The sequence below is a fragment of the Actinomadura violacea genome (assembly GCF_017573465.1).
In the GTDB taxonomy this organism is placed as follows: domain Bacteria; phylum Actinomycetota; class Actinomycetes; order Streptosporangiales; family Streptosporangiaceae; genus Spirillospora; species Spirillospora violacea.
This window is the reverse complement of the sequence record NZ_JAGEPF010000013.1, coordinates 290,935-314,434: the sequence shown is the minus strand read 5'-3', so window position 1 is coordinate 314,434 and position 23,500 is coordinate 290,935. Positions and strand designations below refer to the sequence as shown.

At 68.4% G+C, this 23,500-nt stretch carries 21 protein-coding genes; 4 read left to right on the top strand and 17 right to left on the bottom strand.

The window, feature by feature from the left end; all coding sequences use genetic code 11:
* Positions 1-559 precede the first annotated feature (559 nt).
* Positions 560-952, top strand: a complete 393-nt coding sequence (locus J4709_RS22505) for a hypothetical protein (protein ID WP_208243749.1) — start codon at positions 560-562, stop codon at positions 950-952.
* A gap of 251 nt (positions 953-1,203) precedes the next feature.
* Here J4709_RS22505 and J4709_RS22500 read toward each other — a convergent pair whose 3' ends face one another.
* Positions 1,204-1,881, bottom strand: a complete 678-nt coding sequence (locus J4709_RS22500; RefSeq protein WP_208243748.1) for a DNA/RNA non-specific endonuclease — start codon at positions 1,879-1,881, stop codon at positions 1,204-1,206.
* Between the two features lie 906 nt (positions 1,882-2,787).
* On the opposite strand from J4709_RS22500, the gene J4709_RS55670 reads away from it, so the two are divergent.
* Positions 2,788-3,426, top strand: coding sequence for a tetratricopeptide repeat protein (locus J4709_RS55670; protein ID WP_307801436.1), 639 nt, complete (start codon positions 2,788-2,790; stop codon positions 3,424-3,426).
* A 477-nt stretch (positions 3,427-3,903) separates the two neighbouring features.
* Positions 3,904-4,242 (top strand): histone-like nucleoid-structuring protein Lsr2, encoded by a 339-nt coding sequence (locus tag J4709_RS22490; RefSeq protein WP_208243746.1) that lies wholly within the window; start codon positions 3,904-3,906, stop codon positions 4,240-4,242.
* A gap of 1,180 nt (positions 4,243-5,422) precedes the next feature.
* Here the strand turns inward: J4709_RS22490 and J4709_RS22485 are convergent.
* The 8 genes from J4709_RS22485 to J4709_RS22450 all read right to left on the bottom strand — a co-directional run bounded on the left by J4709_RS22485 (position 5,423) and on the right by J4709_RS22450 (position 14,922).
* The gene (locus tag J4709_RS22485) at positions 5,423-5,791 is read right to left on the bottom strand and encodes a hypothetical protein (protein ID WP_208243745.1); all 369 of its coding nucleotides are present in this window, start codon (positions 5,789-5,791) and stop codon (positions 5,423-5,425) included.
* 194 nt (positions 5,792-5,985) lie between these two features.
* Positions 5,986-6,525, bottom strand: a complete 540-nt coding sequence (locus J4709_RS22480) for a DUF6879 family protein (RefSeq protein ID WP_307801432.1) — start codon at positions 6,523-6,525, stop codon at positions 5,986-5,988.
* A gap of 118 nt (positions 6,526-6,643) precedes the next feature.
* Positions 6,644-7,759: a hypothetical protein gene (locus J4709_RS22475; RefSeq protein WP_208243744.1), complete on the bottom strand. Its 1,116-nt coding sequence runs from the start codon at positions 7,757-7,759 to the stop codon at positions 6,644-6,646.
* A 4-nt stretch (positions 7,760-7,763) separates the two neighbouring features.
* On the bottom strand, positions 7,764-9,848 hold the full coding sequence (gene fxlM, locus J4709_RS22470) for a methyltransferase, FxLD system (protein ID WP_208243743.1): 2,085 nt from the start codon (positions 9,846-9,848) through the stop codon (positions 7,764-7,766).
* Between the two features lie 30 nt (positions 9,849-9,878).
* Positions 9,879-11,132 (bottom strand): lanthionine synthetase C family protein, encoded by a 1,254-nt coding sequence (locus J4709_RS22465; RefSeq protein ID WP_208243742.1) that lies wholly within the window; start codon positions 11,130-11,132, stop codon positions 9,879-9,881.
* A complete protein-coding gene (locus J4709_RS22460) occupies positions 11,123-14,134 on the bottom strand; it encodes a lantibiotic dehydratase (protein WP_208243741.1) in 3,012 nt (1,003 codons plus the stop codon). The genes J4709_RS22465 and J4709_RS22460 overlap by 10 nt, the downstream gene beginning before the upstream one ends.
* 199 nt (positions 14,135-14,333) lie before the next feature.
* Complete coding sequence (locus J4709_RS22455) at positions 14,334-14,498, bottom strand: FxLD family lanthipeptide (RefSeq protein ID WP_208243740.1); 165 nt, start codon at positions 14,496-14,498, stop codon at positions 14,334-14,336.
* A 73-nt stretch (positions 14,499-14,571) separates the two neighbouring features.
* Positions 14,572-14,922, bottom strand: a complete 351-nt coding sequence (locus tag J4709_RS22450) for a hypothetical protein (RefSeq protein WP_208243739.1) — start codon at positions 14,920-14,922, stop codon at positions 14,572-14,574.
* Between the two features lie 178 nt (positions 14,923-15,100).
* Here J4709_RS22450 and J4709_RS22445 point away from each other — a divergent pair, with 178 nt between their 5' ends.
* On the top strand, positions 15,101-16,438 hold the full coding sequence (locus J4709_RS22445) for a helix-turn-helix domain-containing protein (protein ID WP_208243738.1): 1,338 nt from the start codon (positions 15,101-15,103) through the stop codon (positions 16,436-16,438).
* 86 nt (positions 16,439-16,524) lie between these two features.
* On the opposite strand, the gene J4709_RS22440 is transcribed toward J4709_RS22445, so the two are convergent.
* The 8 genes from J4709_RS22440 to J4709_RS22405 form a co-directional block, all read right to left on the bottom strand.
* Complete coding sequence (locus J4709_RS22440; RefSeq protein ID WP_208243737.1) at positions 16,525-17,355, bottom strand: alpha/beta hydrolase; 831 nt, start codon at positions 17,353-17,355, stop codon at positions 16,525-16,527.
* A gap of 61 nt (positions 17,356-17,416) precedes the next feature.
* Positions 17,417-20,170 (bottom strand): BTAD domain-containing putative transcriptional regulator, encoded by a 2,754-nt coding sequence (locus J4709_RS22435; protein WP_208243736.1) that lies wholly within the window; start codon positions 20,168-20,170, stop codon positions 17,417-17,419.
* Positions 20,167-20,628 carry a pilus assembly protein TadG-related protein gene (locus J4709_RS22430; protein WP_208243735.1) on the bottom strand — a complete coding sequence of 154 codons (462 nt, stop codon included), beginning with the start codon at positions 20,626-20,628 and terminating at the stop codon, positions 20,167-20,169. Before J4709_RS22430 ends, J4709_RS22435 begins: the two co-directional genes overlap by 4 nt.
* Positions 20,625-21,041: a TadE/TadG family type IV pilus assembly protein gene (locus J4709_RS22425; RefSeq protein WP_208243734.1), complete on the bottom strand. Its 417-nt coding sequence runs from the start codon at positions 21,039-21,041 to the stop codon at positions 20,625-20,627. The genes J4709_RS22430 and J4709_RS22425 overlap by 4 nt, the downstream gene beginning before the upstream one ends.
* 38 nt (positions 21,042-21,079) lie before the next feature.
* On the bottom strand, positions 21,080-21,397 hold the full coding sequence (locus J4709_RS22420; protein WP_208243733.1) for a pilus assembly protein: 318 nt from the start codon (positions 21,395-21,397) through the stop codon (positions 21,080-21,082).
* Positions 21,398-21,471: 74 nt separating this feature from the next.
* Positions 21,472-21,696, bottom strand: a complete 225-nt coding sequence (locus J4709_RS22415) for a hypothetical protein (RefSeq protein WP_208243732.1) — start codon at positions 21,694-21,696, stop codon at positions 21,472-21,474.
* 51 nt (positions 21,697-21,747) lie between these two features.
* The gene (locus J4709_RS22410) at positions 21,748-22,638 is read right to left on the bottom strand and encodes a type II secretion system F family protein (RefSeq protein WP_208243731.1); all 891 of its coding nucleotides are present in this window, start codon (positions 22,636-22,638) and stop codon (positions 21,748-21,750) included.
* Positions 22,635-23,402, bottom strand: a complete 768-nt coding sequence (locus J4709_RS22405) for a type II secretion system F family protein (protein ID WP_208243730.1) — start codon at positions 23,400-23,402, stop codon at positions 22,635-22,637. Before J4709_RS22405 ends, J4709_RS22410 begins: the two co-directional genes overlap by 4 nt.
* Positions 23,403-23,500: the final 98 nt, after the last annotated feature.

Sequence of the window (23,500 nt, the reverse complement as noted above, 5' to 3'; positions counted from 1 at the left end):
ACCCTCAAGTCGTGACAGGCCGCAGGTCTCCTGTTCGTTCACGCCGGGCGCCTTCTCCTGAAGCCGCCCGCAGGCCAAAGGCGGCCTGATAACAGCAGGGCCTCAGCAGCGAGCACGAGGCCCGGCCCTTCAAGGATGTGGCTGGACGCTCATCCGCAGGTGGGGAGAGCGACACCCTCGTCGGCACGAGCGCGAACGGTCTGGTCAGATCGTTGGTGATGCGGGAGCCGACCCGACCGCTGGCGGCGCTGCACCCGACGGCTGGTAGAAGTCTGCGGCTGCGCTGGCAAACGCGCGGATGAGTGAGTCCTCGCTTGAGGCACGCCAAGCGAAGGCCCATCGGCAAGAGTGAACCTGGGGGCTTCAGTCACCATCGCAGTTCTGCCGCGCGTACCCAGCTGGCCCGCCCAGAGGAGTCGATGTCCTCCATCGCCCGCCTGTTAGGGACCAGTTGCTCCACACTGTATGAGCACGTCCCGAGAAGAAAGGTACCCACCGCCACTCAACCTGCCCGCGGCACCGCGCTCGCGCCCAGGGAAGAGGTACCCAAGGAGGACAAGTGTCTCAGGAGGAGCCGGCCCAGGTGGATGCGGCCACATCACCCATTCGCTGGGGTGCGGAATGGCGGATGGTCCCCGACGAGGACGACGAGGACTGCTGGCACGTGACCCATCACGGGCACTCCGCCGGGATCATCACCTGGACCGAGCCCCAGGAAGGTCCCCGCGCCGAGGAACCCGCCGATCACGACTGGCCCCTGGGTGCGCGCCCGGGATGGCGAGCCGCGACCTACAACGGCTGGCACCTGCCCGCCGAACCCGGCTTCAGCTACAGCCCGCGAAGCACCGAGACCTGGCGCACCCGCGAGCTGGCGGCCGCGGCGGTCGCTCGCTTCCACCTGTCTCACTGTCCCCCCGACCCCGATCCTGCCCTGCCGCCCGAGGAAGGCTGAGCCCTCCCCGCCCACGGCGAGCCGAAGTGCCAGGCCATGTCCCTCCCTGCGCGGCGTCATGGAACCCCAGGATCAGGCGAGCCAATGCGGCGAGAACGTCCTCCCGTGGACGCCGAACCGCTGCCTGACCGCCGCGCCGGTCGACGCACGCCGTCATCTGAGCGTTGTGGTCTACGACGAAGTCCCATCCAGTCACCTGAGCTCGCGCAACGGGACCGGACTTCCGGCTAGCAATGCCAGCGCCAACGGCGTCAGTCGCATCCAGCCGCGGTCAGACGGCGTTCCAGTTCGCCGCGGAGCTTGCCGTACTCGTTGGCCGTCAGGGCACGGTTGGGGATGGTGAGTCGGATGGTCTGCTCGGGGTGGTCGGCGGTGTCGACGGCGACGTCGGTGTTGTAGAGGTCGGGGACCAGGGTGGTGGTGTCGGGGTAGGTGAGGTGGATGCGGTAGTGGGTGATGCGTCCGCCGGGGGCTTTCAGGCAGCGTTTGCTGCCGGCCTCCATTTTCTCGTAGATGCCGCGGTTGACCGAGGCCCACTGGGGGACCAGGTCGTAGCGTTCGTCGACGCCGTGCAGGGTGGCGGCGATGAGATGGCCGCCGTCGTAGCCGGGGGCGTCGGCCATGTGGCCGACCTTGCGCTGGCAGGGGCCGCGGTCGGCGACCGAGGCGGTGAGGTTGTCGGCGGCGGCGCTGACCGGGCGGCCATGGGCGTCGGTGGTGTAGGTGGCGCCGTTGGCGTGAAAGGTGGCGCCGGCGGCCAGGTGCCGGTCGCAGGGGACATCGTCGATGTCACGCGTGACTGCGGCGGCGGGTGGGATTTGGTGGGGGACGGTGTGGACGGGTGCGGCGCTGGCGGGGGCGGCGGCGATGACCGCGGTGAGCGCGGCGGCTGCGGTGGCCAGGGCGGCGGATGAGCGGGTGCGTGCCACGACGGGGCAGGGATCCCTTCACTAGGGCGTGCTCGCCACGTGGGAACGCGGCTCGCGGGAGCCCAGCCATGCAAGCACGAACAGCAACGCTGTTTGACTGTCTGTGATCGACAGTTCGGTGTTGCGGTACTGGAGTGGCCGGTGTTGCCTCAGCGGTCAGCGCCACCCTGCCGTGCGACAGTCCTGTCCGAAGCAGGGTGGCGTTCGCAGCGCACGTGAGCAGGCTTTAGGGTCGGGACCTCGCCTCCCGTAACGATGTGTGTTGCATTGGCCGCGGTGAGAGATGCTGTGGCGTACCGTGCGGACATGCCGCCGGCTTCCTCCCACGACACCGACCTCATCGCTTCGGCTCTGGCCGCGAGCGGACCCGCCCGCAGGCGGCCCTTGGCCCTGGTTGACCGGGGTGGACGCTGCATTGCGGGTGATGGCCATGCACCGGTCTGGGGCCGCGCGGACATGGCCGAGCTCACCGACCACCCGAGGGGAACGCGCTATGCGGCAGGGATGGCGTACGGGGTCACGGTATGGGTGACCCGGTGTGGAGCGTGTGAGGTGCCGTTGCTGCTGATTGGTCGCTGGGGGACCGGTCGCGTGGATCCGCCCACAACCTTCCCGCCGCTGGTGTTCGAACTCGACGGCGCCGAACTCCCGCCGGAGACACAGGCGGCCCTGGACCAGCAGGTCGTCGATCACGCGAGGCCATAACGACCACTGGCGCATGGCGGCGAACCGTCCTTGGCGTCGACGCACCGGACATCTGGGCCCAGGCGACACCCCTCGGCCATCATGATTCAGCGGTCGTCGACCAAAACCGCAAACCTCCAGCCGTCTTCACAGGACGCTGCAAAACGGGAAGGCGGGTGACCGCATTGCTGCGACCCCGTCCCTGCGGCGTTAGGTGATCCGATCGCGCACGACAGCTACGAGCAGGGCGAGGCCTTGTACTTCGGAGGGGAGTACGGCGAGGCCGAACCCCTACTGCGTCGCGCTGCAGAAGAGGGGCACGCACATGCCGCCTACCAACTGGCGTGCTGCTATCAAGAACTCGGCCGACCGGAGGAGACCGCGCGCTGGCTGAGAGTCGCAGCCGAGCGCGGCAACACCCTGGCGATGAACGATCTGGCGCTCTGCCTGGAGGACGACGACCGAGCCGAGGCCCTCATCTGGATGCGCCGTGCGGCCGAAACCGGCTCCCAGGCCACCGCCGCCTACAACCTGGGCATCTTCCTCGAGGAGGACGAGAACCTGCCGGAGGCGGAGCACTGGTATCGGCAAGCGACCCAATGCCTCTACTTCCCCGCGACCCGCAACCGGCTGGCGCTGCTGCTGGAACGGACTGGCCGCGACGGCGAAGCGGAGCGGTGGTACCGGACGGCCCTGGAAGAAATGGCCGCGCACGAGGACCCCGACGACCAGGACCCCGAAGATCAGGACGAGTATCAGGCCAACACCCAGATCCTGCTCAACCTGGCCGCCCTCCTGGAACGCACCGGCCGGCCCGACGAAGCCCGCGATCTGCGCCGGCACGCCGCCGACCGCCGCTGAGCAGGGCGACGCCAACCGGCACCCGAACCTCATCCGGTACGGCTAACAGGCCAGGCAGCGGTTCGTGCCGCGGGCCACTACGGCTTCTCCTCAAAGAAATCCCCGAACGGCTTGCCGTCGCCGACACTCGAAAATCTGATCCACTTCCCGCGACAGCTGAAGAGTAGGTGTTTCGTGGACCGTAGGAACTGCCGACAGCCTCTGTAAGTGGTCGGTCTGAGGGAACCCTCCTAAGGGCTGCTATAGATGGAGTCGGAAGGCGATATTCGCTGTTGTCGTCGCCGCGGTCCTGCTTCATGCTGTGCGCTTTTCATTGCCGCTGCGCCGAAGAAAGAACGTGATCGATAGTCCTGGCTATCTGGCCCGTGTGATGGCATGGCTGCGGTCGGTTAATTTAATCCGTTGTTTTCGGTCGACCGGTTGCTGGAATCGGGTATCGTCGTGGTTGGCCGGTAGGGTGACCAGAAGGAGTTCGGTATGGCGCAGAAAGTGCAAATTATTCTGACCGACGATGTCGATGGCGGCGAGGCCGCCGAGACGGTGTCGTTCGCCATCGATGGCGCGGCGTACGAAATCGACCTCAGCGAGGCCAACGCCGCCAAGCTTCGCGCGGCCCTGCACCCGTTCATGGGCGGCGGACGGCGCCTCAAGGCGGTTAGAGGCGGGAAGGCAACCGGCCGCAGCGGCACCGGCGCCGCCTCTGTTGCGGGGCAGTCAGGTGACATCCGGGCCTGGGCCCGGGAGCAGGGCATCGCGGTCAACGACCGCGGGCGTATCCCGGCCAACGTGATCGAGCAGTACCAGGCCGCTCACTGAGCAGCCCGCTGCCACTCCACAGGGGCTCTGCGACCGCGGACAGGCGGTACGGCACAAAGCCGCACAGAGACACTTCCCGCGCAGCCAGCGGAAGCGGTGAGGCAAGCCCCAGCGGTCGGCACCGGTGAAGTGGAGCGAACGGGCGGTCGGTGCGATCGTCGGCTCGGCGGTAGACGACCGATGTGTTGGAGCGCCGGGCGAACCCGGGCCGGCAGGAATGTTCTCTGCTCGCTTCCCGAGCCCAGTGTGGGCGGCGAGATGTGCAGCGGCGAACGCTCAGCGGTGGCGGGCGGGACGGTTTGACGGTGACCGTCCCCGCCCGCTGCGGGTGGCTGCCGGCTCAGATCCGACGGCGATGGCGGATCTGAGCCGGGTTCACAGGCTCATCTGCTGAAGTAGTTGTGCAGGGCGGCGTTGCAGGCGGCTTGGCGGGTGCTGTCATGCGGGAATCGGCGGCGGCACTCGGTGCCAACCCACTTCGGCGTCCGGTGCTTGGGCCTGGGCCGGGACGAATGAGCGCTCCGGCGGCTGTGATGAACGGCGTGGCTGGATGTCCTGTGCGTTCTTCTTGCTCTGGGCTGATCCGGCGTCCAGTGGTGCCGGGAAGCCGTTTCGGTTCGTGGCGGCTTACCCGCTGGGACGGCGACGGACCGGTGAGGGCTGCTCGTGCGGGAGAACCGGTGCTGCTGGGGGGCCTTTCGATTCGGTGTGCTCGAAGGGCCGGGCGTCGCTGGTCGTGGTGCAAGTGCCCGAGGTGCCTGCGCCTGGGCGGCGGCGCTGGTGGGCCGCGCTTTCGCGGTCGCCGATCTGCCGAGTTCGAACGCTGTCACGGCGCCCGTGGCGATGATTGCGCCGGCGATGGTCGCAGCCATCCACTTGCGGTTGCGGGCGGGGGAGCGGCGGTGGCTGCTGCGGGGCTTGATGCGCCAGGGTTCGTCGGGCTCGGGTGGGATGCGCCCGCGGGACGCCGGCGGCAGATCGTTCAGCATCCTGCATGGATACCGAACCATCCCGGTCGGCTGCGGCAGGACGGGCTCTGCTGGATGTTTTGTTGACTCGATCGGTAGCCGTTCCTTGGGGAGTGGCAGGTGACAGGACTCCTGCCCTCGGACCGCGGGCACAGGTCGGCGTGGGCGCTTAGAACGGCGCCCGACCTTGGCGGCGATGCCCGCGTCCTCCCTCAGCCCATCGCGTGGCGGCCGAGATGCCCGTGGGGCAGGGAGCACAGGTGGCCCGAGGCAGAGCTGCGGCTGCAAAACTCGGCGGAGAAGATGCGCGTGCGTTCCCTGTCCCAGGCCACCCAGAGGGTGAGCTCGCCGCTCTCGGCGCTGAAGGCGACGTGTTCGCCCGCGTGGTTGCGTTCGTGGCTGCATTGCAAGATCGGCTCAGGGCCCAGGTTGAGTCGGAGCCGACCGTGGCGCCAGGGCAGGCGAACCAGCTCGGCGAGGTCAGCGTCAGCGAGCTCGATCAACTCCCGACATACGGGAGTTTCGACGTTGGGGGGATTAAGCGGGAACTCATCCGCGGCGAGATCTTCGACAACCTTCATGGCCACTGATGATTCCGGTCCGGACGACTCCACGGCTTGTCTAGCGGGTCGGAGGCGCGTCTGTCGGATAACCTGAGAAACGGGACAATTGCCCCGGGGAGGGTGAACTGGCCTATCGGGCCTAGAGATCGGATAAACGACGGGGCTTCGGCATACTCCCCGGCGTAACGGCACGGTGGTCAGTATCGAATTTGCTACTGCGGGCGGTAGTCCTTGTGTGGGGTGGCCCGCTCCCAGACCGCGTCGAAAGCGCTACCGCACTGCTCGACCAGTGCCGGGTCGTCCGTCAACTCAGCGCCCAGGTAGTCCCCGGTGCCAGAGAAGTAGCCGAAACGAACGAGCCGGTCGTCCAGGAGCCAGAAGTCGTTAGCGGGCAAGCACAGACCGGTGGCCTGCCGACGAGGCAACCAGCGGACCTGTTCGCCGGCCGCTTCATTGAGCGCGCCGGCCCCGTCGTACTCGAAGCGGACGAACGGCGCCAGCGGCTCGGAGACGACGCGGACGCGGCGCATGGTGACACCGCGTCCCACCGTCGCCCGTACGATCTGCGCCCACTGGTGTTCGTGCTCGGCGATGTCGGCGGGGGCTACCTGCCCCTCAAGCCAGCGCAGGAAGAGCGGGTCGTCGGGCGTGTAGGCATCCCTGAGTTCCAGGTGAACCGCTGTCCGCTCCACCGCGGCGAACAGAGCGGCGAAGTCTTCCGGGTCCAGATCCTCAGGTCGCGGTCTCGTCACGTAGCGCCTCCAAGATGGCCTCTCGAACCGGTCCGGGAACCTCACCAGGTTCTCGTGAAAGGCGAGAGGACCGTTGCTTCTCGGCTTCGATGCGCACCTCTGGACGGAACACCTCCGATCAGGACAGGGGCAGCGTGCGAGGGCTTGGTGCCGGGCGCCGGTTCTGGACCAGTACCGATTCGGCTGTGGCGACTGCTGCTCGCAGTCGCGCTTGAAGATCCCGCGGCATCGAACCCTGGCCGAGACCGGATGCCTCTAGTACTTCACGGAGTGGCTGCCGTGTCGGGAGGTGGCAGCCATGGCGAAGGACGTCGCGGGCGGCGGAGCCGTCCTTGGCGGCGACGGCCTGCTCGGCAAGGGCGACGGTGATCGAACGGGCGGTGGAGGTCTCACGGCAGTCGGCGGCATCGATCAGAGCCAGACCCAGGCGGGTATGGAAGACGATCAGGTTCGGTGTCGGATGGAGCCGCTGCCAGCGGCGTACCGAATCGGCCGTGCTCGCGGTGAGCGGCTGGCCGGCGTGACGGCGGTAGAGAACGGCCAGGCAACCTGTTACCGCTTCTTCGTGCGGGTCGCCTGCGTCTGTTTCCGTGAGGAGTCGGAGGGTTTCTTGGCTGGCGCCTGCTGTGAGGTGGGCTATTACGGCTACTTGGCGGCCGTCGAGCATGCGTTGGCCGATGCCTTTGTGGCGGCGGAGGTGGGTGAGGGCCTGTTGCCAGTTGCCGGTGCTGGTCAGCGCTCGGGTGCCGTCGGCGAGGTGGACGCTCCACAGCCATCGGCGCAGTTCTTGGTGTTCGTCTGGTGATCTGACGAGTGCGGATACGGGGACGGGCAGATCGTCGATGAGGACGTCGGCGTGTTGTTCGACGGCTTGGTGAAGGGCGTTCAGAAGGTCGAACGCGCTGGCGCCGTTGCCCTCCCGGATGCGTAGTCGCGCGAGGTTGACCAGCGGTTCGAGTGCCCGGCGGGCGGCCTTGGCGTCCAGTGGGCAAGCGCGCAAGTACAGGGTGGCGTGACGATGACACAACTCGCGCGCGAGGTCCGGCATGCCGACATCGGATGCCAGGAGGGCGGCCCGGTTGTGGACGGTGGACGCGGCGGCTTGGCCCTCGGCTTGCGCCGCCGATTCTGCCAGGGCGCAGAGCGCCGCCACGCGCGCGTCCAGCGGTGCGCACGCGGGGCGGGCGCGTGCGACGAGCGGGAACCAGCGCAGCGCCGGTTCTGTGGCGTCCACGGAGTCACTCCCAGATGATCGTGATGGGGTGGTGTGGCCGGTCCAGGACGAAGCGGCCGGCGGCGGGGTCGGCCAGTGCGGGCGCGTCTTCGAGCTCGAAGTGGACGGTGCGGTGGCGGTAGCGGGTATCCCAGGTCCGGATCTCTTCGGCTACCTGGTGGGCCAGGTGGTGGCCGGTCGGGCCGTGACCGATGACTCCGACCTCGTAGAGCTTGCGGTCGTCGGCGGGCGGGGCGGAGCGGATGGTGAGGTAGGCCAGGTCCTGGTCGCGGACGGTTGCCATGGCGCCCCAGCCAAACATGGGCTCCAAGGTCAGACGCTGCTTGGCGTCGCGGTGGACGTTCATGCGCATCAGCGCGTTGTCGAGGCGCAGGCACAGCCACAGCTCCATCCACTCGAACGGGACGCCGGGCGGGAACAGCACGCCGGTCCACGTCTCATGTCGCTCGGTCTGCAGGACATCGGCGATCGCGGTGTCGTCGACCGTTTGGTCCTTGTGGACCTGGAGGGTCACGTCCTGCTCGGGGGTGAGGTGGATGTAGCGGCGGGCATCGTCGCCGACGCCGCGTAGCGGCATGAAGACGGCCAGGCGGCTGTCGCGGCTGCGCCATCCGGTGTCGGCGCGTTCGAAGGTGATGCTGCGGGAGTTGGTGCCGCGTAGCCGCAGGGGCACGATTAGGCGTCCGTCGGGCGCGAGCTGGTCCATCCACGCGGTGGGGACTTCGTAGGCGCCGACGGTGGCGATGATGCGGTCGTAGGGGGCGTTGGCGGGGTGGCCGAGCGCGCCGTCACCGAGGATCACCTCGACATTGGTGTTGCCGGCGACGGCGAGGTGGTCACGGGCGCCGGTGACGAGGTCTTCGTCGACGTCGATGGTGGTGACGTGGCCGTCGTCGCCGACGATGGCGGCCATGATGGCGGCGTTGTAGCCGGTGCCGGCTCCGGCTTCCAGAATGCGCTGGCCGGGGTGCGCATCGAGCTGGTCGAGCATCGCGGCGACCATCCACGGCTCGGATGCGGCGCTGATCTTCACGCCGTTCTGGTCGGTCTTGGTGTAGACGGGCTGGTCGGCGTACGCCTGATCGAGGGGGACACCGGGGAGGAACAGGTGCCGTGGCGTCTGCCGGAACGCGGACTCGGCTCGCGCGTTGCACAGCACATCGCGCTTGCGCAGCCGGTCGGTGAGCGCGTCCCGCAGCCGGTCGGCGGACACAATGGAGTTGTCGTCACTGAGTGTAGTCATCAGGTGGACCTTAGTAGTTGAGGTGGTGGGAGTGAGCGATTCGCTGCCGGAGGTGTCGAAGACGACGCCGGCCGCCAGGTCCGCGAGGATGCCTTGGTCTGTAGTGGACACGGAGGCTCGGTTCCCGTGGAAGATGACGTGGTGGGCGAGGACGGCGCGGAGCCCTCGTGACAGCCGTCCTTGAGAAGCGAGAATGGCGAGGTCACGGCCCGCCTGTTCGAAGGCGGTGAACCAGCCGCCTTGGTCGGTGAAGGGCTGGTCGCCGGCTGGAAGGCGAAGGCCGCGGGGCTCGGCGGTCATGAGCAGCCGCATGGAGTGCCTGAGCGCGGAGACACGTCCGGGATCGAGTACCGCGGAGTCCACCGGCCGGAGTTCGGCCACCTTCATCCAGACGTCGCCTTGCTCGTAGAAGTCCAGCCCGGCGGCGCGGAACATTGCGCTGCAGAGCAGGACCGTGGTTTCGCGCTGACCTACGGCCGGGTCGGTGCGCCGCGCAGCTCGCGTGAGGATGTGGCGGCTGTCGTGGTGGAAGAGCGTGTGCGCGACGTCCATCGCCGCCTCGCCGCCGAACGCCCCTGTCTCTGGCTCGTAGATGCCGGACGTCCAGCCGTTGATCCGGCCGAGGGCTGTGAGCTTGGTCAGCAGGTCAGGGATCGGGCCGGGCTCGGAGGTGTCGGTTCGGTAGCGCAGCCGCCACGACTTCTTGCGCAGGAACCACCAGTCCCGGAGACGGCCGACGTGTTGGGCGGCCTGCAGCGTAGGGCGCAGATCGTGGGCAGCTACGGTGACGGCTGTCGCGCGGTCGGGGAAGGCGATGTCGAGCTGGTGCCAGCCAGGTGCGCGCATTGGAGTGGTGTCCTCGCGAGTATGTGGTGATCAGGCGATGAGCAGGCATGTGTCCCAGGTCGTTCTGGGGATGGTGGCGGGGTTGGAGAGGACCAGAGCGATACCGGCCGCGCCTTCGAGGAGGGCGGGCTCGAGTTCGGCCTCCTCACCGCTAGTGAGGGCGGCGCAGGTGGAGTGGAGGAGATCCGGTAGTTGAGCGTGAAAGCGAGGTGCGCAATCCGGGGCGGCGTCGGCGGCGACCCGGGCAGCGATGTGGAGGATGCCGACGTGGCCGTGGCACAGCGACGGGTCGCGGTGTTCGGGATGCTGTACGGAGTTGGCCAGGGTTTGCAGCATGGCCTGCTCGGCCATCGTCCGGCGGTCGTCGTCGCCGGTCATCAGGGCGGCGAGTTGCTGGGCGCGGGCCAGGCCCGCGGTGCCGTAGCACCAGCCAGGACGCTGCGAGCCGGAGACGGCCCGGTGCCCAGCGCACAGCTGCGGACGGTTGACCCAGTACGGCCAGACCGGGCCGGTCGGGGCGGTGACGCGCCAGCGATCGAGCCAGGCGCAGATCCGGCCCATCGCGTCCTGTTGGCCGTCCACGATGTCGCCGTGCTGAGCGGCCAGCGAGAGCAGGGCGAGGGGGCCGCCGATTCCGTGGGCGAGTCCGGAATTGGCGTGGCCGTCCCTGAATCGAGCGTCGAGGCGCCCGTCGGGGCCGGTGTCGGTCCACCAGCCTGGCAGCGTCTCGTCGTCGACGCTGATCGGTTCGGTAAGGCGCACCAGGTATTCAAGGATGGCCCGTAGCGGCTTTCCGCATTGATCGCGGCGGAGGAGGTAGGAGCCGATGCCGGTCAGGCCCCTGATGACGTCGAACTCGGCCAGGGTGGGGAGCCGGCCGGCGTCGATTCGGGCGTGGGCGGCGTCGACGCGGGCGCGGGCGTCGGCGTTGATCACGTTATCGAGGCGATCGAGGGCTTCCTGGTAAGTGCCGGGCCGCTGCTCGGCGGCGCAGTTGAGGGCGTGGGCGACGGCGGGGGCGCCGTAGAACAGGTGACTGTCGGCTCCGGTGGTGAGCGGAGCGTGGGTGGCGTAGCTGAGCCAGTCGTGGGCGCGCTGCCACGAGCCGAGTCCGGCGGCGGCACGCTCGATATGCAGTAGCGCGACGCCAGGCGCTCCATGGGCGAGCGATTGACGCCACCATGGGCGCCGCACAAGGTGGCCTGGGACGGCATCAGGGTGTGCCAGGCGGTCGGCGATGGCGTCGGCGAGTTCGCGGATGGGGCAGCCGCTGGTCATCGGCATCCCCCCGTGGTGCGGGCCGTCCACGAGAGCGCGGCGGAGCGGGCGAGGTGGAGGCCGATGGCTTCGTCGTCGAAGTCGATTCCGCAGGCCCGTACGAAGTTCACGTGCAGGAGGGATCGCAGGACCTCGTCGGTCAGGATGCCGCGAGTGTGGGGGCCGGGCAGGTGGGCGCGGTACTCCTCAATGGCCTGGTGGCGCGGTTTCCACGCTTCGGCGATGGCTGCGCCACCGGGTACTGAGCGCAGAGCGGCCCATTCATCACTGGGGTCGGCGATCCGGACGGCTTGGCTGAACACCGGGCGAGGGACCTTCGTCGGCGCGGCGGCCGGGACGTTGTCGACCAGCCACCGCATGCCCGTTGCGACGTCCCCCGTGAAGGCCACGGCGATCGCGACGGTGTGCGCGGCCACCAGGGCTTGCCGGTACGGTCGTTTCGGCAGGCCGAGTTGGATGAGCAACGCCTGTGAATCGGCGCCGAACACCTTCTGGGCCGCTGCCCACGCTGGGCCAGAGCCCCATCGGCCGGTCTCGGGATGCGAGGTCGGATACGTCACCTCGCGCAGCAACCCCTGAAGGCGCAGTTCGTCCGCCCAGGCGCTGACCACGCGGACGACATCACCGAAGGCGGCCCGGTCGGGCAGTGCGATGCGCAGCCGCAGATGGTGGTCCGGATCGCGGTAGCGGACGAACCACCAGTCCGGTGGTGCTTCGAAGCGCGAGAGCAGATCCGGGAGGTGCTCGGCGAGGATGACGTCTTGACGGTGGACGGCCCCATAGAGGCTCGCAAGCACCACCGGGGACGTGCCCGGCGTCTGGCTCTGGTCGTGTCGGCCGACGATCCGTTCGCGCGAAGGCCTCGGCAGCCGGGGCCATCGCGGGATTGTGTCGGCGACGACGGGCACGATGATCTCGTGCGCTCGGCCATCACACCAGCCGGTGGATTCCGGAGTGGGCGCCTCGGTCAGCAAGGCATGGGGCGTCGTCCTCAGGTGGGCGCGCAGGAGGACACGGTGCCCGGGTTCGTCCATATCCAAAGGCAGCAGCCGGTCGCCCTCGGACAGATGCACCCGGCGGGGCAGGCGGCGGCCGGCTCGCCAAGCGGATAGGGCCTCGTCCCACACCTCCCATCGTTGCGAGTCGGCCGGAAGGCCTGCCGCTTCAAGCCGCCATCGCGCTGGCGAGAGGATCGTCCGTCCATAGCGGAGGCGAGGCAGGAACGGCAGGCGGGCGGCGGCGCCCCAGTCGAACGTCGTCACCTGAGCACACTGAGCGCGGCTCAACTCGGTCAGGAAACGCGCGAGCGGAGGTGTATGGGTCTTCAGGTTCAGCGCGTGCAGCCCGGACGCGTCCAGCTGCCGGCCTCGTGCCGGGTCTGCCAGGTACAACCTGCGGCCATCGCAGCCGACCGCCAGGTCGTCAACGGTCAGGGCGGTATCGCCGGCCAGGCGATGCTCGGCGAGACTGATCACGGTCGAGAGCGTCTGCGGTGTGCGGGTCACGTGCGCGGTCGCCGGATCCAATGGCGGGAACGACAACTGCGACGGGACGGAGTCCTGATCACTGGCCGGGAGATTCGACAGTCCAGTGGACAAGGCGGTGGCGTCCCCGGAAGCGAGGACGCTCAGAAACCGGCCGGTCAAGACTCCGGCGGCACGTGACACCGACACCACCTCCAGCGTGAAGGCCCCTTGGCGCAAAGCGCCCTCGTCCACGGCATTCACGCGGACGCCCAGCTCCAAGTGCGGCGGTGGGCGACGCTGGTCAGGCCCCAACTCCAAGGCGGTGATGAGCTCATCGTCCATCGTCACCTCGTCACGGCCGTCGATCGCCGCGTTCTGGGCCAGGGCGAGGAGTAGCTGGTCGCGGTCCGACAGCGCAGCGGGCCGCGCAGGTGTCACCGTGCCTGGATAGCCGTCAGGCCAGCCGATACCGCTGTCGCTCACCACGTCCAGGACCGGTACCAGTGACCCGATACCGAAACGTTCGTAGAACCGCTGGTGGTAGGCACGCCATGTCGGGGAGCCAACGGGGAAGGGACTCAAGAGCGTGAGCGCCCAAGCGGCGTCTTCGATCTCCCGTGCGACCTCGCGGGGCAGCGCCACCGACGCGTCCAGCCGCAGGTCAACCGCTAACGGATGCTTCTCCGACGCAGCCAGGCCCCTCATCCGTTCGGCAGCGGCCGCGCGGAGACCCGGTCGCGCCTCCTGAACGCTCCGATTGTGCTTCTGGAGGAGATCGTGGATCTCGACGAGCCCGGAGACCAGATCGGCAATCGGCGCCACCGAAGAAGCGTCGGCTTCGTGTAACTGGTCCAGCAGGTGGCCGAGCGCGTCCGGCTCGGTGCTCGGCGCCTGCAAGCTCGTGATCAAGGCCCCCCGCCTCACCAGCTCGGTCAGCATCGTGGTGATCCGCGGCGTGCCAGCTGAGGGGAACTTTGCTTGCAGCTTGGCGCTCAGATCCTCGAAGCCGATCGGCGCGTCCGCCCATTGCACTGCCGCCCGTACCGCTGCGCTGTACCGCAGCGACACCTCCGCTGCACCCGTTCCCCGTCCCGTGACAAGGGGCTGGTAGGGGACGATCAATCGGTCACCGCGCACCATCAGCGTGGTGTTGGCGACGACCGGCAGACGGCCGAGGAGCTCCGCGCAGCCCTCCAACCGGGCGATGACGCTGACCAACCACTCCGCGCCGGCCCGGGCAACGGCCCGATGCTGAACACCCCAGCGCACGCAAGAATCGTCGCCGAACGACGCGGATGCGACCCCGCCGAAGAACCCGAACGGCATCGCGCGTCCCACCAAGCGTTGCAGGTAACGTGCGACGGAGAGCACGGCTCGTCGAGTCGCCCGAACTCCGGGGTCCTGCGCAGCACACAGAATGCCCACCTGACGCGCGAGCGCCGGACTGGCGTGTCCCAGTGCCTCGGCGACGTCGTCGATCTCCCAGACGGCCCGAAGCCAGGCGATCCACGCGGGCACGCTCGCGGGCGCGGGGTCCGCCAAGTCGGGCCATGGCGGAAGAGCTGGCCCCTCATAGGCGGCAGCGCGGACGAGCGCAGCATCCGACGCCCGAAAGACGTCCGGCCGGGTCGAAGCACGCACGGGAACCTCCGAGTCGACGATGCGGGATATCGGCCATGGCGCCGCCGCACGGAGATCCGTACGGCGGCGCCGACGCACTGGGCGTGTGATGACGCGCTGTTTAGACCGCGCCGCTCACGCAGGCCCCGCAGGTGCTGGTGCACCCGTCGTCGGTCACGTTGACCAGGCCGGCCGGGTCGGCGATCTCCAGCAGGCGCACGTCCAGGTCGAACGCGCCATCGGCCTCGGCCGCGCGTGTCTCGGTCTCCACGGGCTTGGGGCTCATGCTTCCTCCGTTTTCCCTTGCAGGGGTGATGGATCCTGACTTCGCGGGGTCGTCCATGGCGCCGGAAGCAGTCTCACGAGTTGGGTGGTTCCGACGGAGTGGGTGGCTGAGAAGCCTCGTTGCGAGCCCGCAGGCGGTCGGCAAGCTTGCGCGCGGCCACGGCAGGGACGTCCGCCGGGACGACGGCGGAAGGCAACCCCATGGCACCGTCGCTCATGAGGACGAAGACGAGTCCGCCTTCGACGCGCCGGCTGGCGACCACCTTGGCCGAGCTGCTTTGCCACTGCGGCTCCCACACCCGCAGCGTGATAGGGCGCAACGCTTCCTCGACTACGCGGGCGCGCAGGCCGAGACGCTCAAGTTCCGCGGCCAACACCAGAAGCAGGCCTCGTGCGTGCCCCTGCGGCTCCTCCCGGTGCGTCAAGGCGGACGTGGAGCTCTTGCTTCTTGGGCGAGCAGGAAACATGACCGGTCCTCCCACCAAGGTCAGCCGCATATGTGAACGTGGACGCAACAAACCTCTCTCCCTCCTCGATGTAGGGGGAGAGCCCGTTCGCAGGCCCCTACCTGGCCCCCGGCGGCCTAGACGGAGACCGCAGGTCATGAGCACTGCCGCAGAGCTTCCGGAGCTCCTGAAACAGCTCCGAGAGCAGGCCGGAATGTCGCAGTCCGATCTTGCTGCACGCCTGTGCGCCATCACCGGCACCGCAACCGTCACCCGAGCCGAAGTGTCCCGATGGGAACGGGGGAGGCGTCGGCCTGAAGCGTGGCTCGCCGCACTAGCGGTCGGGCTCGGTGTCGAGCGTGCTGCACTGGAGGCCGCGGCCGAACGCGACCGGCGGCGCGCCCTTCCAGACGCGCGAGACATGTGGGCCGGTCAAGCAGCGGCCGAAGCTTCAGCCGCCCTGCGAACTGGATCGGTCGAGACCGATGACGAGTGGACCCACGTGAGCGAGCTGCTACGCCGAACATTCCTCAAGCGCGGTATCGCTGCGATCACGCTGCCAACGGTCGGTGTCGGGGAGCTCCAGCACATCGCCGCTGCCCTTGAAGACTCCCGCCGATACGCCGACGCGGCGCTGGTCGAGCACTTCCGCCGCTGCATTGACGAGGCGGCTGGCCTCGACCGCACCGTCGGCGCCGCCGCCAGCATCCCGACCGTCCTGGGCCTCGTCACTGCCATCGACCAAACGGCCCGCGACGCCCGCCCCGACGTCCGCCGCGAACTCCAGCGCACCGCCGCGCTCGCCGCCGAACTCCTCGGATGGTTCTACCGCGACCTCGGCGCCAGACAACCCGCCGGATACTGGCGGGACCGCGCGATGGAGTGGGCCCAGACGGCAGCCGACTCCCGGATGCAGGGCTACGTCCTGCTGAAGAAGGCACAGGCGGCTTGGGACGAACGAGACGCCGTTGGAATGACGACGTTCGTGCAAGCCGTCCAGGAGGGGCCGTGGCACCTGCCGCCACACGTGCAGGCTGAAGCCGCGCAACAAGCGGCCCGGGCTCACGCCATGCTCGACCAGGACGTCAACGCCATGGAAGCCGAGATCGAGAAAGCTCGCGGGCTACTCACTGAGGCCGCCTCTCCGGCAGGGATCGGACCCCACTTCAACAAGGCCCTCTTCGAGTTGCAGGTGGCGATCTGCTACTCGGAGGCCGGGCGACCGGGCCGCGCCCTCGAACTCTACGAGGCCAACCTGACGCGGGAGGCCTTCTCCAAGCGCGACTTCGGGTACTTCCTGTCACTCAAAGGCGCGGCATACGCTGCCGCCAAGGATCCCGACAACGCTGCTGTTTCCGCACTGTCCGCGCTGGAGATCGCCAGGGCGACCGACTCTGCTCGAACTTACCGTGAGGTGCTGCGCGTCGTCGGCCGGCTCCGTGGGTGGGAGCAGCGTTCCGCGGTGCAAGAACTTCGGCAGGCCGTCCTCAGATGACCTGAACCCAGAGCGCCGGTAGAAGCGGTCCTGCTGCCAGGGCGGTGCGGTCCGTCGAAGCTGATCAAAGGCTGACAGGCCATCGCTCACGAGCCAGGCGCGGCCCGTAGCCAGTTGGTGACCGTGGTGATGCTTTCGGCCTGCCAACTTTGGGTCTGGGGATCGAGGTAATGGGGGTCGTCGTGGACGGCTATCCCGTGCTGGGCTCCCTCGATCTCCATCAACCGGGCCTCGCCGCCGAAGCGTCCAACCGCATCTCGTGATGAGTCGATCGGGATGAACGTGTCTGCGGTGCCGTGCAGGATCAACGTCGGCGCCGTCACCTCGCCGAGTACGTCGTAGGGCCGCAGGTAGAACAGTTCGTTCAGGAGTGGCCGGCCCAGCTTGAAGGTCGGCGAGTGCGCCAAGACGCCCTGCGTGGCCAACTGCTTCGCCGCGTCGTCGTCGATGTGGTCGTCCTGCCAGTAGGGCTTCTCGTCGATGAGGCGGCGCTTGTGGTGCAGTAGTGGGTTGATCAGCACGAGTTTGTTGACCAATACAGGGTGGCGGGCGGCGAAGAAGGCGGCGAGACCCCCGCTAAAGCTCGCGGCGAGCAGGTTCACGGGCTCTGCGGCGTTGACCTTCTGTGCTTCTTCGACGGCTGCTCGGATGTCGTTCACGACGCCGGACAGGGTGAGGGTCTGCATCTCGCCTTCGCTATCCCCGTGGGCCCGTAGGTCGAACCGGAGCGAGGGGAGGCCAGCGGTTGCCAGACCAGAGGCCAGCCGGGTGAAGAAGCCGCCCTCGTCGCGTGTCACACCGCCGCCGTGGACGAGTACTGTCGCGGCCCCTTGGACGCTGTCGGGCTTAACAAGCGTGCCGGCCAGGCGCAGCCCGTCCAGGCTCCGGAAGGTGATTTTGGTGGCGAGCTCGGTCATCTAAGAAGCCTCTGTCACGTGGCAGGCGGGGTCAATGTGCGCTGCCGTCAGCTGCGGAAGCTCACTCCGACACTTTCGGCGATCGGTGTCTGGCCGGGAGTTTCGGCTGACGGAGGGCGGCGAGGAGTTCGAGGGTTTCCTCGTCGGGTTCCGCATCGATCTCATCAAGACGGGCCGTGAGGAGTTGGTAGGTTCGCCGGACGGCGTCTGGGCGGCCGAGCCGGGCCTGTAGGCGCATGATGTCCTGGTAGAGGGGCTCGGTGTAGAGATCCAGGGTGATGGCCTGTTCGAGTGTGGCGAGTGCCCGCTCGGGCTCCTCTTCCTTAATGAGCTGGACGAAGTGGCCCAGGGCGTCGACGACGGTGCGGCGAAGGTGTTCGCGGGGGGCGTCGGCCCAGTCGAACTGGAAGTCATTCGCGAACCCGCCGGTGTACAGGTCGCTGACCGGGGCGAGCGCGTTGATGCGCTTGTCGGTATCGCCGTCGGCGACGGCTCGCTTGGCCTCCGTGAGAGTGGCGGTCAGTTGCCAGAGGTCGACGTCGATGAGGTCGGGATCGATGCGGTACCGACCGGCCGCGTGAATGATGTACCTGGGTTCTGTGAGGCCGGTTGCCGTCCGTAGGACTCCGCGGATGTTGGTGGTGGCGGTGTTGAGTCGGATGACTGCGGACTCGGGCACGAGGTCGGGCCAGAGTGCGCCGATGACTTGATCGCGGGTGACGCCTTTGGGGTGCAAGGCGAGGTAGGCGAGCAAATGTTTGGCCCATTTGCGCAGGCCGGTGGTGATCGGGCCCTCCGTGGTGTGCAGGAGAACCGGACCGAGTACTTGAAGGCGGGCGGGAGCCTGTTGTCCTTCGGTGACGGGCCGGGGCGGTGGGACGAGGCCGGTAACGCTGGGTGGAGTGGGTTCCAGAGTCCTACCGGTGCTCGGCGGCGCAGGGGCGTCGGGCTCGCTGCCGTTGGCGGTTCGGACGGTCTGCAGCATGCCGACGGCGTCGTCAGCAGTCAGGTGGAACAGACGTGCTTGGGTGAACTGGTCCGTGTCGGGACCGTGGGAGGCGATGACGGTTCCGTCCGCCGCCAGGTCCAGGCTGGTGCCGGCTGCCCAGTTGCCGAGGATGAGCGCGCCGAGACAGTAGCGACGACCGAGCGCCGTAAGGGCGTGAACGGCGGCGTCGCCGTGTGCAGGGACGGTCGCCACCAGGAGCAGCGTTGGCAAGGGCTCGGCAGGATCATGGGCGCGCAGAGCGGGCACGTCAGGGAGTTCGTTCGTCTGGAGCATCCTGCCCCGGTGGAGAAGTTCGGCCTCCAAGTGTTCGACAGCTTCGCCCAGAGAGGCCGTGATTATCAGGCCCTCGAGTGCCGCGGACAGGCCGGTGATGTCGGCACCGGGGAAGAGCGCCTCTGCGTCGGCTCGCGGAATGATGATCTCGGCGCGGTAGCGGCGGGCCTTGGGCATGAGTTCGGTGGTGATGGCACGGGCGGCGGCGTGGCCGCCGTCTCCCGACAGACCGAGGCTGAGCCCGGGCAGAGAGACGGCGATAGGGCGGTCGCCGTGGGCGCCGATGACGAGGGTTTTGGGCTCTTCGGCTAGCAGTTCGTCGCCAGCGAGTTCGCGGTCGGACGGCAGGAGAGCATCGCGGTCGGCATACGTCGCCATGTGAGCTTGGCGGGCTTTGAGGGCCGGAACAGGAATCGGGGGCTCGGGCGTAGTCCCGTACGAGTTCGGGTCGGTGTTGACCGGGCGTCGGCGCTGGCGGTGCAGACGGGTGGCAGCTACGGCCACGCTGAGCGCGGTGGCAAGGCCGATTCCGATCCAGGAGCCGGACGGCAGTGAGAAGGCCACAAGCGAATGGTCTTCGTCCCGGTGGTGCGGAGTCGATGGTGCAGGGGCGGCCGGGCGGTCAGCCGGCGGCGCCACCACCGGAGCCGGCACCTGCGATGGTGTTGTCCTTACTGAGGGTGCCCGAGACGGCTCCGGTATCTCGGTACCACTCGTCTTGCCCTGTTTGGGCTCGGCTGGCGTTCTCGGTGCTCGAGGCGCACCGCCCGGTTCAGCCAGGTGTGGAAGTCGGAGGTACTGGCCCGGGTGAAGGATGCCGGGATTGGTCAGGCGCGGGATCCCGTCAGGCTGGTCGATGCCCTGGTTGCTTTCGAAGATCTTGGGATAGAGGGCGCCGGAGCCGTAGGCACGCTTGGCAAGGTCCCACAGGGTGTCCCCTCGCTCGACGGTGTGGGTGCGCGAAGGGTGCTCGGGTCCCGGGGCGGGCGGACTTTGGTCGGCAAGCAGCGGGGTCCAGTCGGATGTCGGCGGGGTTGGCGTGGGCGTGACGTGGTCAAGTGGCTGGTGGTGCAGGCCACCCTGGTCCGGGTCGGCCGCAGAGTGGACGCTGCTCGTGGCGTGCGTCTGCGTAGCGGCGGACGCCGAGCCGGCAATGGACGCAACGGTGGAGAAGGCTAGAGTCGCGGTCGCGACCAGATCCCGGACCAGGTACTGCAGCGGACGGACCGGACGCGGCAGCGGTGTCGAGCGTTCAGCCAGGCAGCCGACCAGCTCGGTGATGCAGATGAGGGTGAACACGCACCAGACGCCCCAGGCGATCAACGTGATGGTGGCGAGGAAGAGCTGGTTGTCGTAGTCAGGGCGCATCAAAGCCGTGCTGACCTCTGCCCACGACGGGAGACTGTCCGGGATCGGGGATCCGGTCATCGCGTACATCACGATCGGGAAGCCGACCAACAGGAACACGAAGACCGTGAGGGCGCCGAGCCCCCGTACGAAGTCGAGGAGGCGATTTGTGCCGGTGTAGGTCACGGCTGGCGAGGTCCTTCCACTCCGGTGAGCAGATTCGCTGTTGCTGTGGCGTCGGCGCGCAAGGCGGAGATCCCGATCACCGAGAGAAAGCGAGAAGGCCGGGTGACCGTGACGTGGACGCGGATGCTTCGGGCACCGGCCACAGACACGGCGCCGGAGTAGTCGCCGGCCCGAAGGTAGGAGCGGGCGGCGCGCAGTGCGGACTGACGATCGACAAGGAACTTGCCGCGGCTGTAGGCACGGTTCCGGTCGACGAGCCCGGCGCCGGCACGGGCGGCTTCCTCGGCGGTGATGTTGGCGTCCTGCCGGGCCTCCAGGACCTGCTCGAAATCGACGACGGCGCCGAAGAACACCACGACGACCAGCGTGATGACGACGGCGAAGACGCTGATGCTTCCGCGATCAGACGGCTGTTCACAACGGTGGGCTTTGGGCAGCGCTGAAGGCTCTGTGCTCATCGAGTGGTCCGGTACGGGTCGATGGGTGATCGGTGGGACTTGGTGACCGTTCGTGAGCCCGGCATCGAAGGCAGCGCGAGGTCGCTGAGCTGAATCACGCAGGTCACGCGCACCGACACGGTGGCGGGCTGTCCGACCGGGCGGTTGAAGCCGGAGAGGTCGAGTCGAACCGTTGGTGCGCAGTGCAGGCCTCGGTCATGAAGGGTGCTCATCGCGCTGCTCCTCGCGGCGGCTTGGGCTTGGTCGGCGGTGCGGGCGATGGAGGCTTGGCGTGCGGCGTCAGCGGCGGCTTGCGCGACGACGGCGCTGCCGTGAGCGGCCCGCATCACCACAAGCAGCCCCGCCAGGAGCAGGATGAACAACGGAGCGAGGATCGCGGTCTCCACCACCGCGTTCCCTGCGTCCTCGGTCACGATTGCGGAGTGTCTGAACGCCCTCCGCCCTCTGGAGGTCACGCCGGGCCCGGCGTGGTGAAGCGTTCGCGGGCTCCGCGAGCGGTTCTGGACACGGTGATGTTGACGCCCGGCAATAGCGAAGGGGCGGAGCCGCTCACGCGGACAGTGATGGTGTTGGTGCCGGAGACGGCTACGGCGGGTGCTCGCAGGACGGGCTCGCCTTGGGCGAAGGACGAGGCGGCGGCCTGGCCTTGGGCGAAGGTGCCCTGGCGAGCGCGGGCGACGCGGAGCCCCTCTTCGGCCGCCGACTCTGCCACGTCACGAGCGACCGACACCATCACCGCCTGCGCGAGTGCCAGGAACAGGAGCCCCACGGCAGGAAAAGTGATGGCGGTCGCGACGGTCGCCGATCCCCTGTCTCGCTGGCACCGGCTCGGCTTACCGGTGCTCACGGGCCGGAGGCGCCGGGGATCTTGCTCATCCAGCCGTGCACCTTGCTGGACACGGCCATGTAGACGACGAACGCCAGCCCGGCGAAGCCCGCGACGATGATGATCGTCTCAACGACCCCGGAACCGCGGTCACCCCGCTCGCGCAGGTTGGCGGCAAGGCGCTGGCCACGGTCGCGGACGGCGAGTGCGGTGCGGATCAGCGCAGCGTTGAGTGCGTTCATGGTCCCCCGATGCGTGGTTGTAGAGGTCCTGGCGTGCGGGTGTCCGGGTGGTCAGCCGGAGGCCAGGAGTTTGGAGAAGAACGGGAAGCCGACCAGGATCACGAAGCCGAGCATGAGCAGGCTGGTCGGTACCCACATGGCGGTGGTGCGGGAGTTGGCCTCCGCGCGTGCAGCGGCGGACGCCTCATGCCGCATTGAGGAGATCTTGGCGACCAGGACGTCGTGCATCTTGGCGCCCTCGTTCCCGGCGATCTCAGCGGTGTGTGCCAGGTCGATCAGGTCGCGGACCCCGATCTCCTCGCCGAGCCGGGACAATGCCCGCCAGGGCTGCTCCTGGCCGTGCCGAGCCCGTGTCAGCGCCTGGTGGATGCGCTGGAACGGCCAACCTTCGGTGATCTTCGCCGGGTTCTCCAGTGCCGCGTTCAACGCCGCTCCGGCCTCGCGTTCCAGGACGACGAGCTGCAGATAGGAGGTGAAGGCATATCGGAAGTCGCGGCGACGCTGCCGCGCCTGAGACCGCACATTCCAGTCCGGGACCAGCCACAGGACGACTGCCAAGACGAGCGCGCCGACGAGCGGGAACGTCCACGGCAGTGAACCCCCGGCGAGCACTACCAGGGCACTGAAAAGCGGCGGCACGACGAAGCCGGTGACGAACAGGGCCAGCTTGTCGAGCATGAAACGTTCGACTAGACGCGCGAGCAGCGCCAGGTCCGTGCGCGGGATAGCGAGCATCCCTACCGGACGCGCAACACGTTCCGCCAGCCACTGCCCGAGACGATCGCCGGCCTTCAGGTCATCGGCCGGTGGCGAAGGAAGCAGCGTGGGCTGGATGCGAGCCAACGCAGCATCCAGACGTGGCGGCGCCGGCAGCAGTTCGCGGATGAGCACGATGAAGCCGACAGCTCCCAGGCACCCGATGGCAGCAGCAGCTCCGGTCACAGCCCGGCCCCCTTTCCGGCGGACGCCGGAGGGCTGGTGTGCAGGAACCTTGCACCGGTCGACAGGACAGCGAGCCTCCGCATCCACCACAGCCCGGCCCCGTAGATGGCCGCGACCACGGCGAGCACGCACTGCCCGAGCGCGGTGCCGTAGGGGGCGGCGAACGTCTGGGAAGAAGCGAACAGGGCGCTCAAGACGATGACGGACGCCACGATGACGATCAGTGTCGTCCGCAACCCGGCGCGTTCGGCTTCGACGTCCCGGCGGACCAGGACCTCGTGCTCGACGGCGTTGGCCAACAGGCTCAACGCCTCCCGGGTCCCAGGGCCGCGCCGGTGGGCGGCCAGCACCAGCGCGCAGGCGATCAGATCGGCGATCGGGTCGTCCAGCTTGTTGGCGAACGCCCGCAGCGTCTGCTCGGTGTTGGCGTGGTTGTTCAGCCGCTCCGCCAGAACCGACACCGGTGCGCGGATGGCCTCAGGCGCGACGCGTGCGCTGTCGGCCAGCGCCTGCTCCAGGCCACGGCTGGCGCCCATCATCTCCGCCAGCCGCCGCGACCATTGCGCCAACGCCTCCAACCGCGCGATCCGCCGCTGCGGTTCACGTCCAGACAGCATTGGGGGCACCGCGTACACGCCCGCGCCCATCGCCAGGGCCGCGACCGGCCAGCCGGACAGCAGGAACACCACCAGCGCGGCCACAACGCCGCCGACCAGCCGGTTACGGCGCCCCGGCCAAGCGGACGAGCGCAGAAGCGTCTGCAACCGCGACGGGGGACGCACGTGCCGTTCTGCCGGCGGAGTGCCTCGCAAACCGGCCACGATCACAAGGACGGCGCTCGCAGCGCACAATCCGGTGAAAG

Excerpts from the sequence above, each read along its gene's own strand:
- J4709_RS22440 (WP_208243737.1), bottom strand. The coding sequence starts at position 17,355 with ATGACCGAGCTCGCCACCAAAATCACCTTCCGGAGCCTGGACGGGCTG.
- J4709_RS22490 (WP_208243746.1), top strand. The coding sequence starts at position 3,904 with ATGGCGCAGAAAGTGCAAATTATTCTGACCGACGATGTCGATGGCGGC.
- J4709_RS22485 (WP_208243745.1), bottom strand. The coding sequence starts at position 5,791 with ATGAAGGTTGTCGAAGATCTCGCCGCGGATGAGTTCCCGCTTAATCCC.
- J4709_RS22430 (WP_208243735.1), bottom strand. The coding sequence starts at position 20,628 with ATGAGCACAGAGCCTTCAGCGCTGCCCAAAGCCCACCGTTGTGAACAG.
- fxlM (WP_208243743.1), bottom strand. The coding sequence starts at position 9,848 with ATGCGCGCACCTGGCTGGCACCAGCTCGACATCGCCTTCCCCGACCGC.
- J4709_RS22455 (WP_208243740.1), bottom strand. The coding sequence starts at position 14,498 with ATGAGCCCCAAGCCCGTGGAGACCGAGACACGCGCGGCCGAGGCCGAT.
- J4709_RS22415 (WP_208243732.1), bottom strand. The coding sequence starts at position 21,696 with ATGAACGCACTCAACGCTGCGCTGATCCGCACCGCACTCGCCGTCCGC.
- J4709_RS22445 (WP_208243738.1), top strand. The coding sequence starts at position 15,101 with ATGAGCACTGCCGCAGAGCTTCCGGAGCTCCTGAAACAGCTCCGAGAG.
- J4709_RS22465 (WP_208243742.1), bottom strand. The coding sequence starts at position 11,132 with ATGCCGATGACCAGCGGCTGCCCCATCCGCGAACTCGCCGACGCCATC.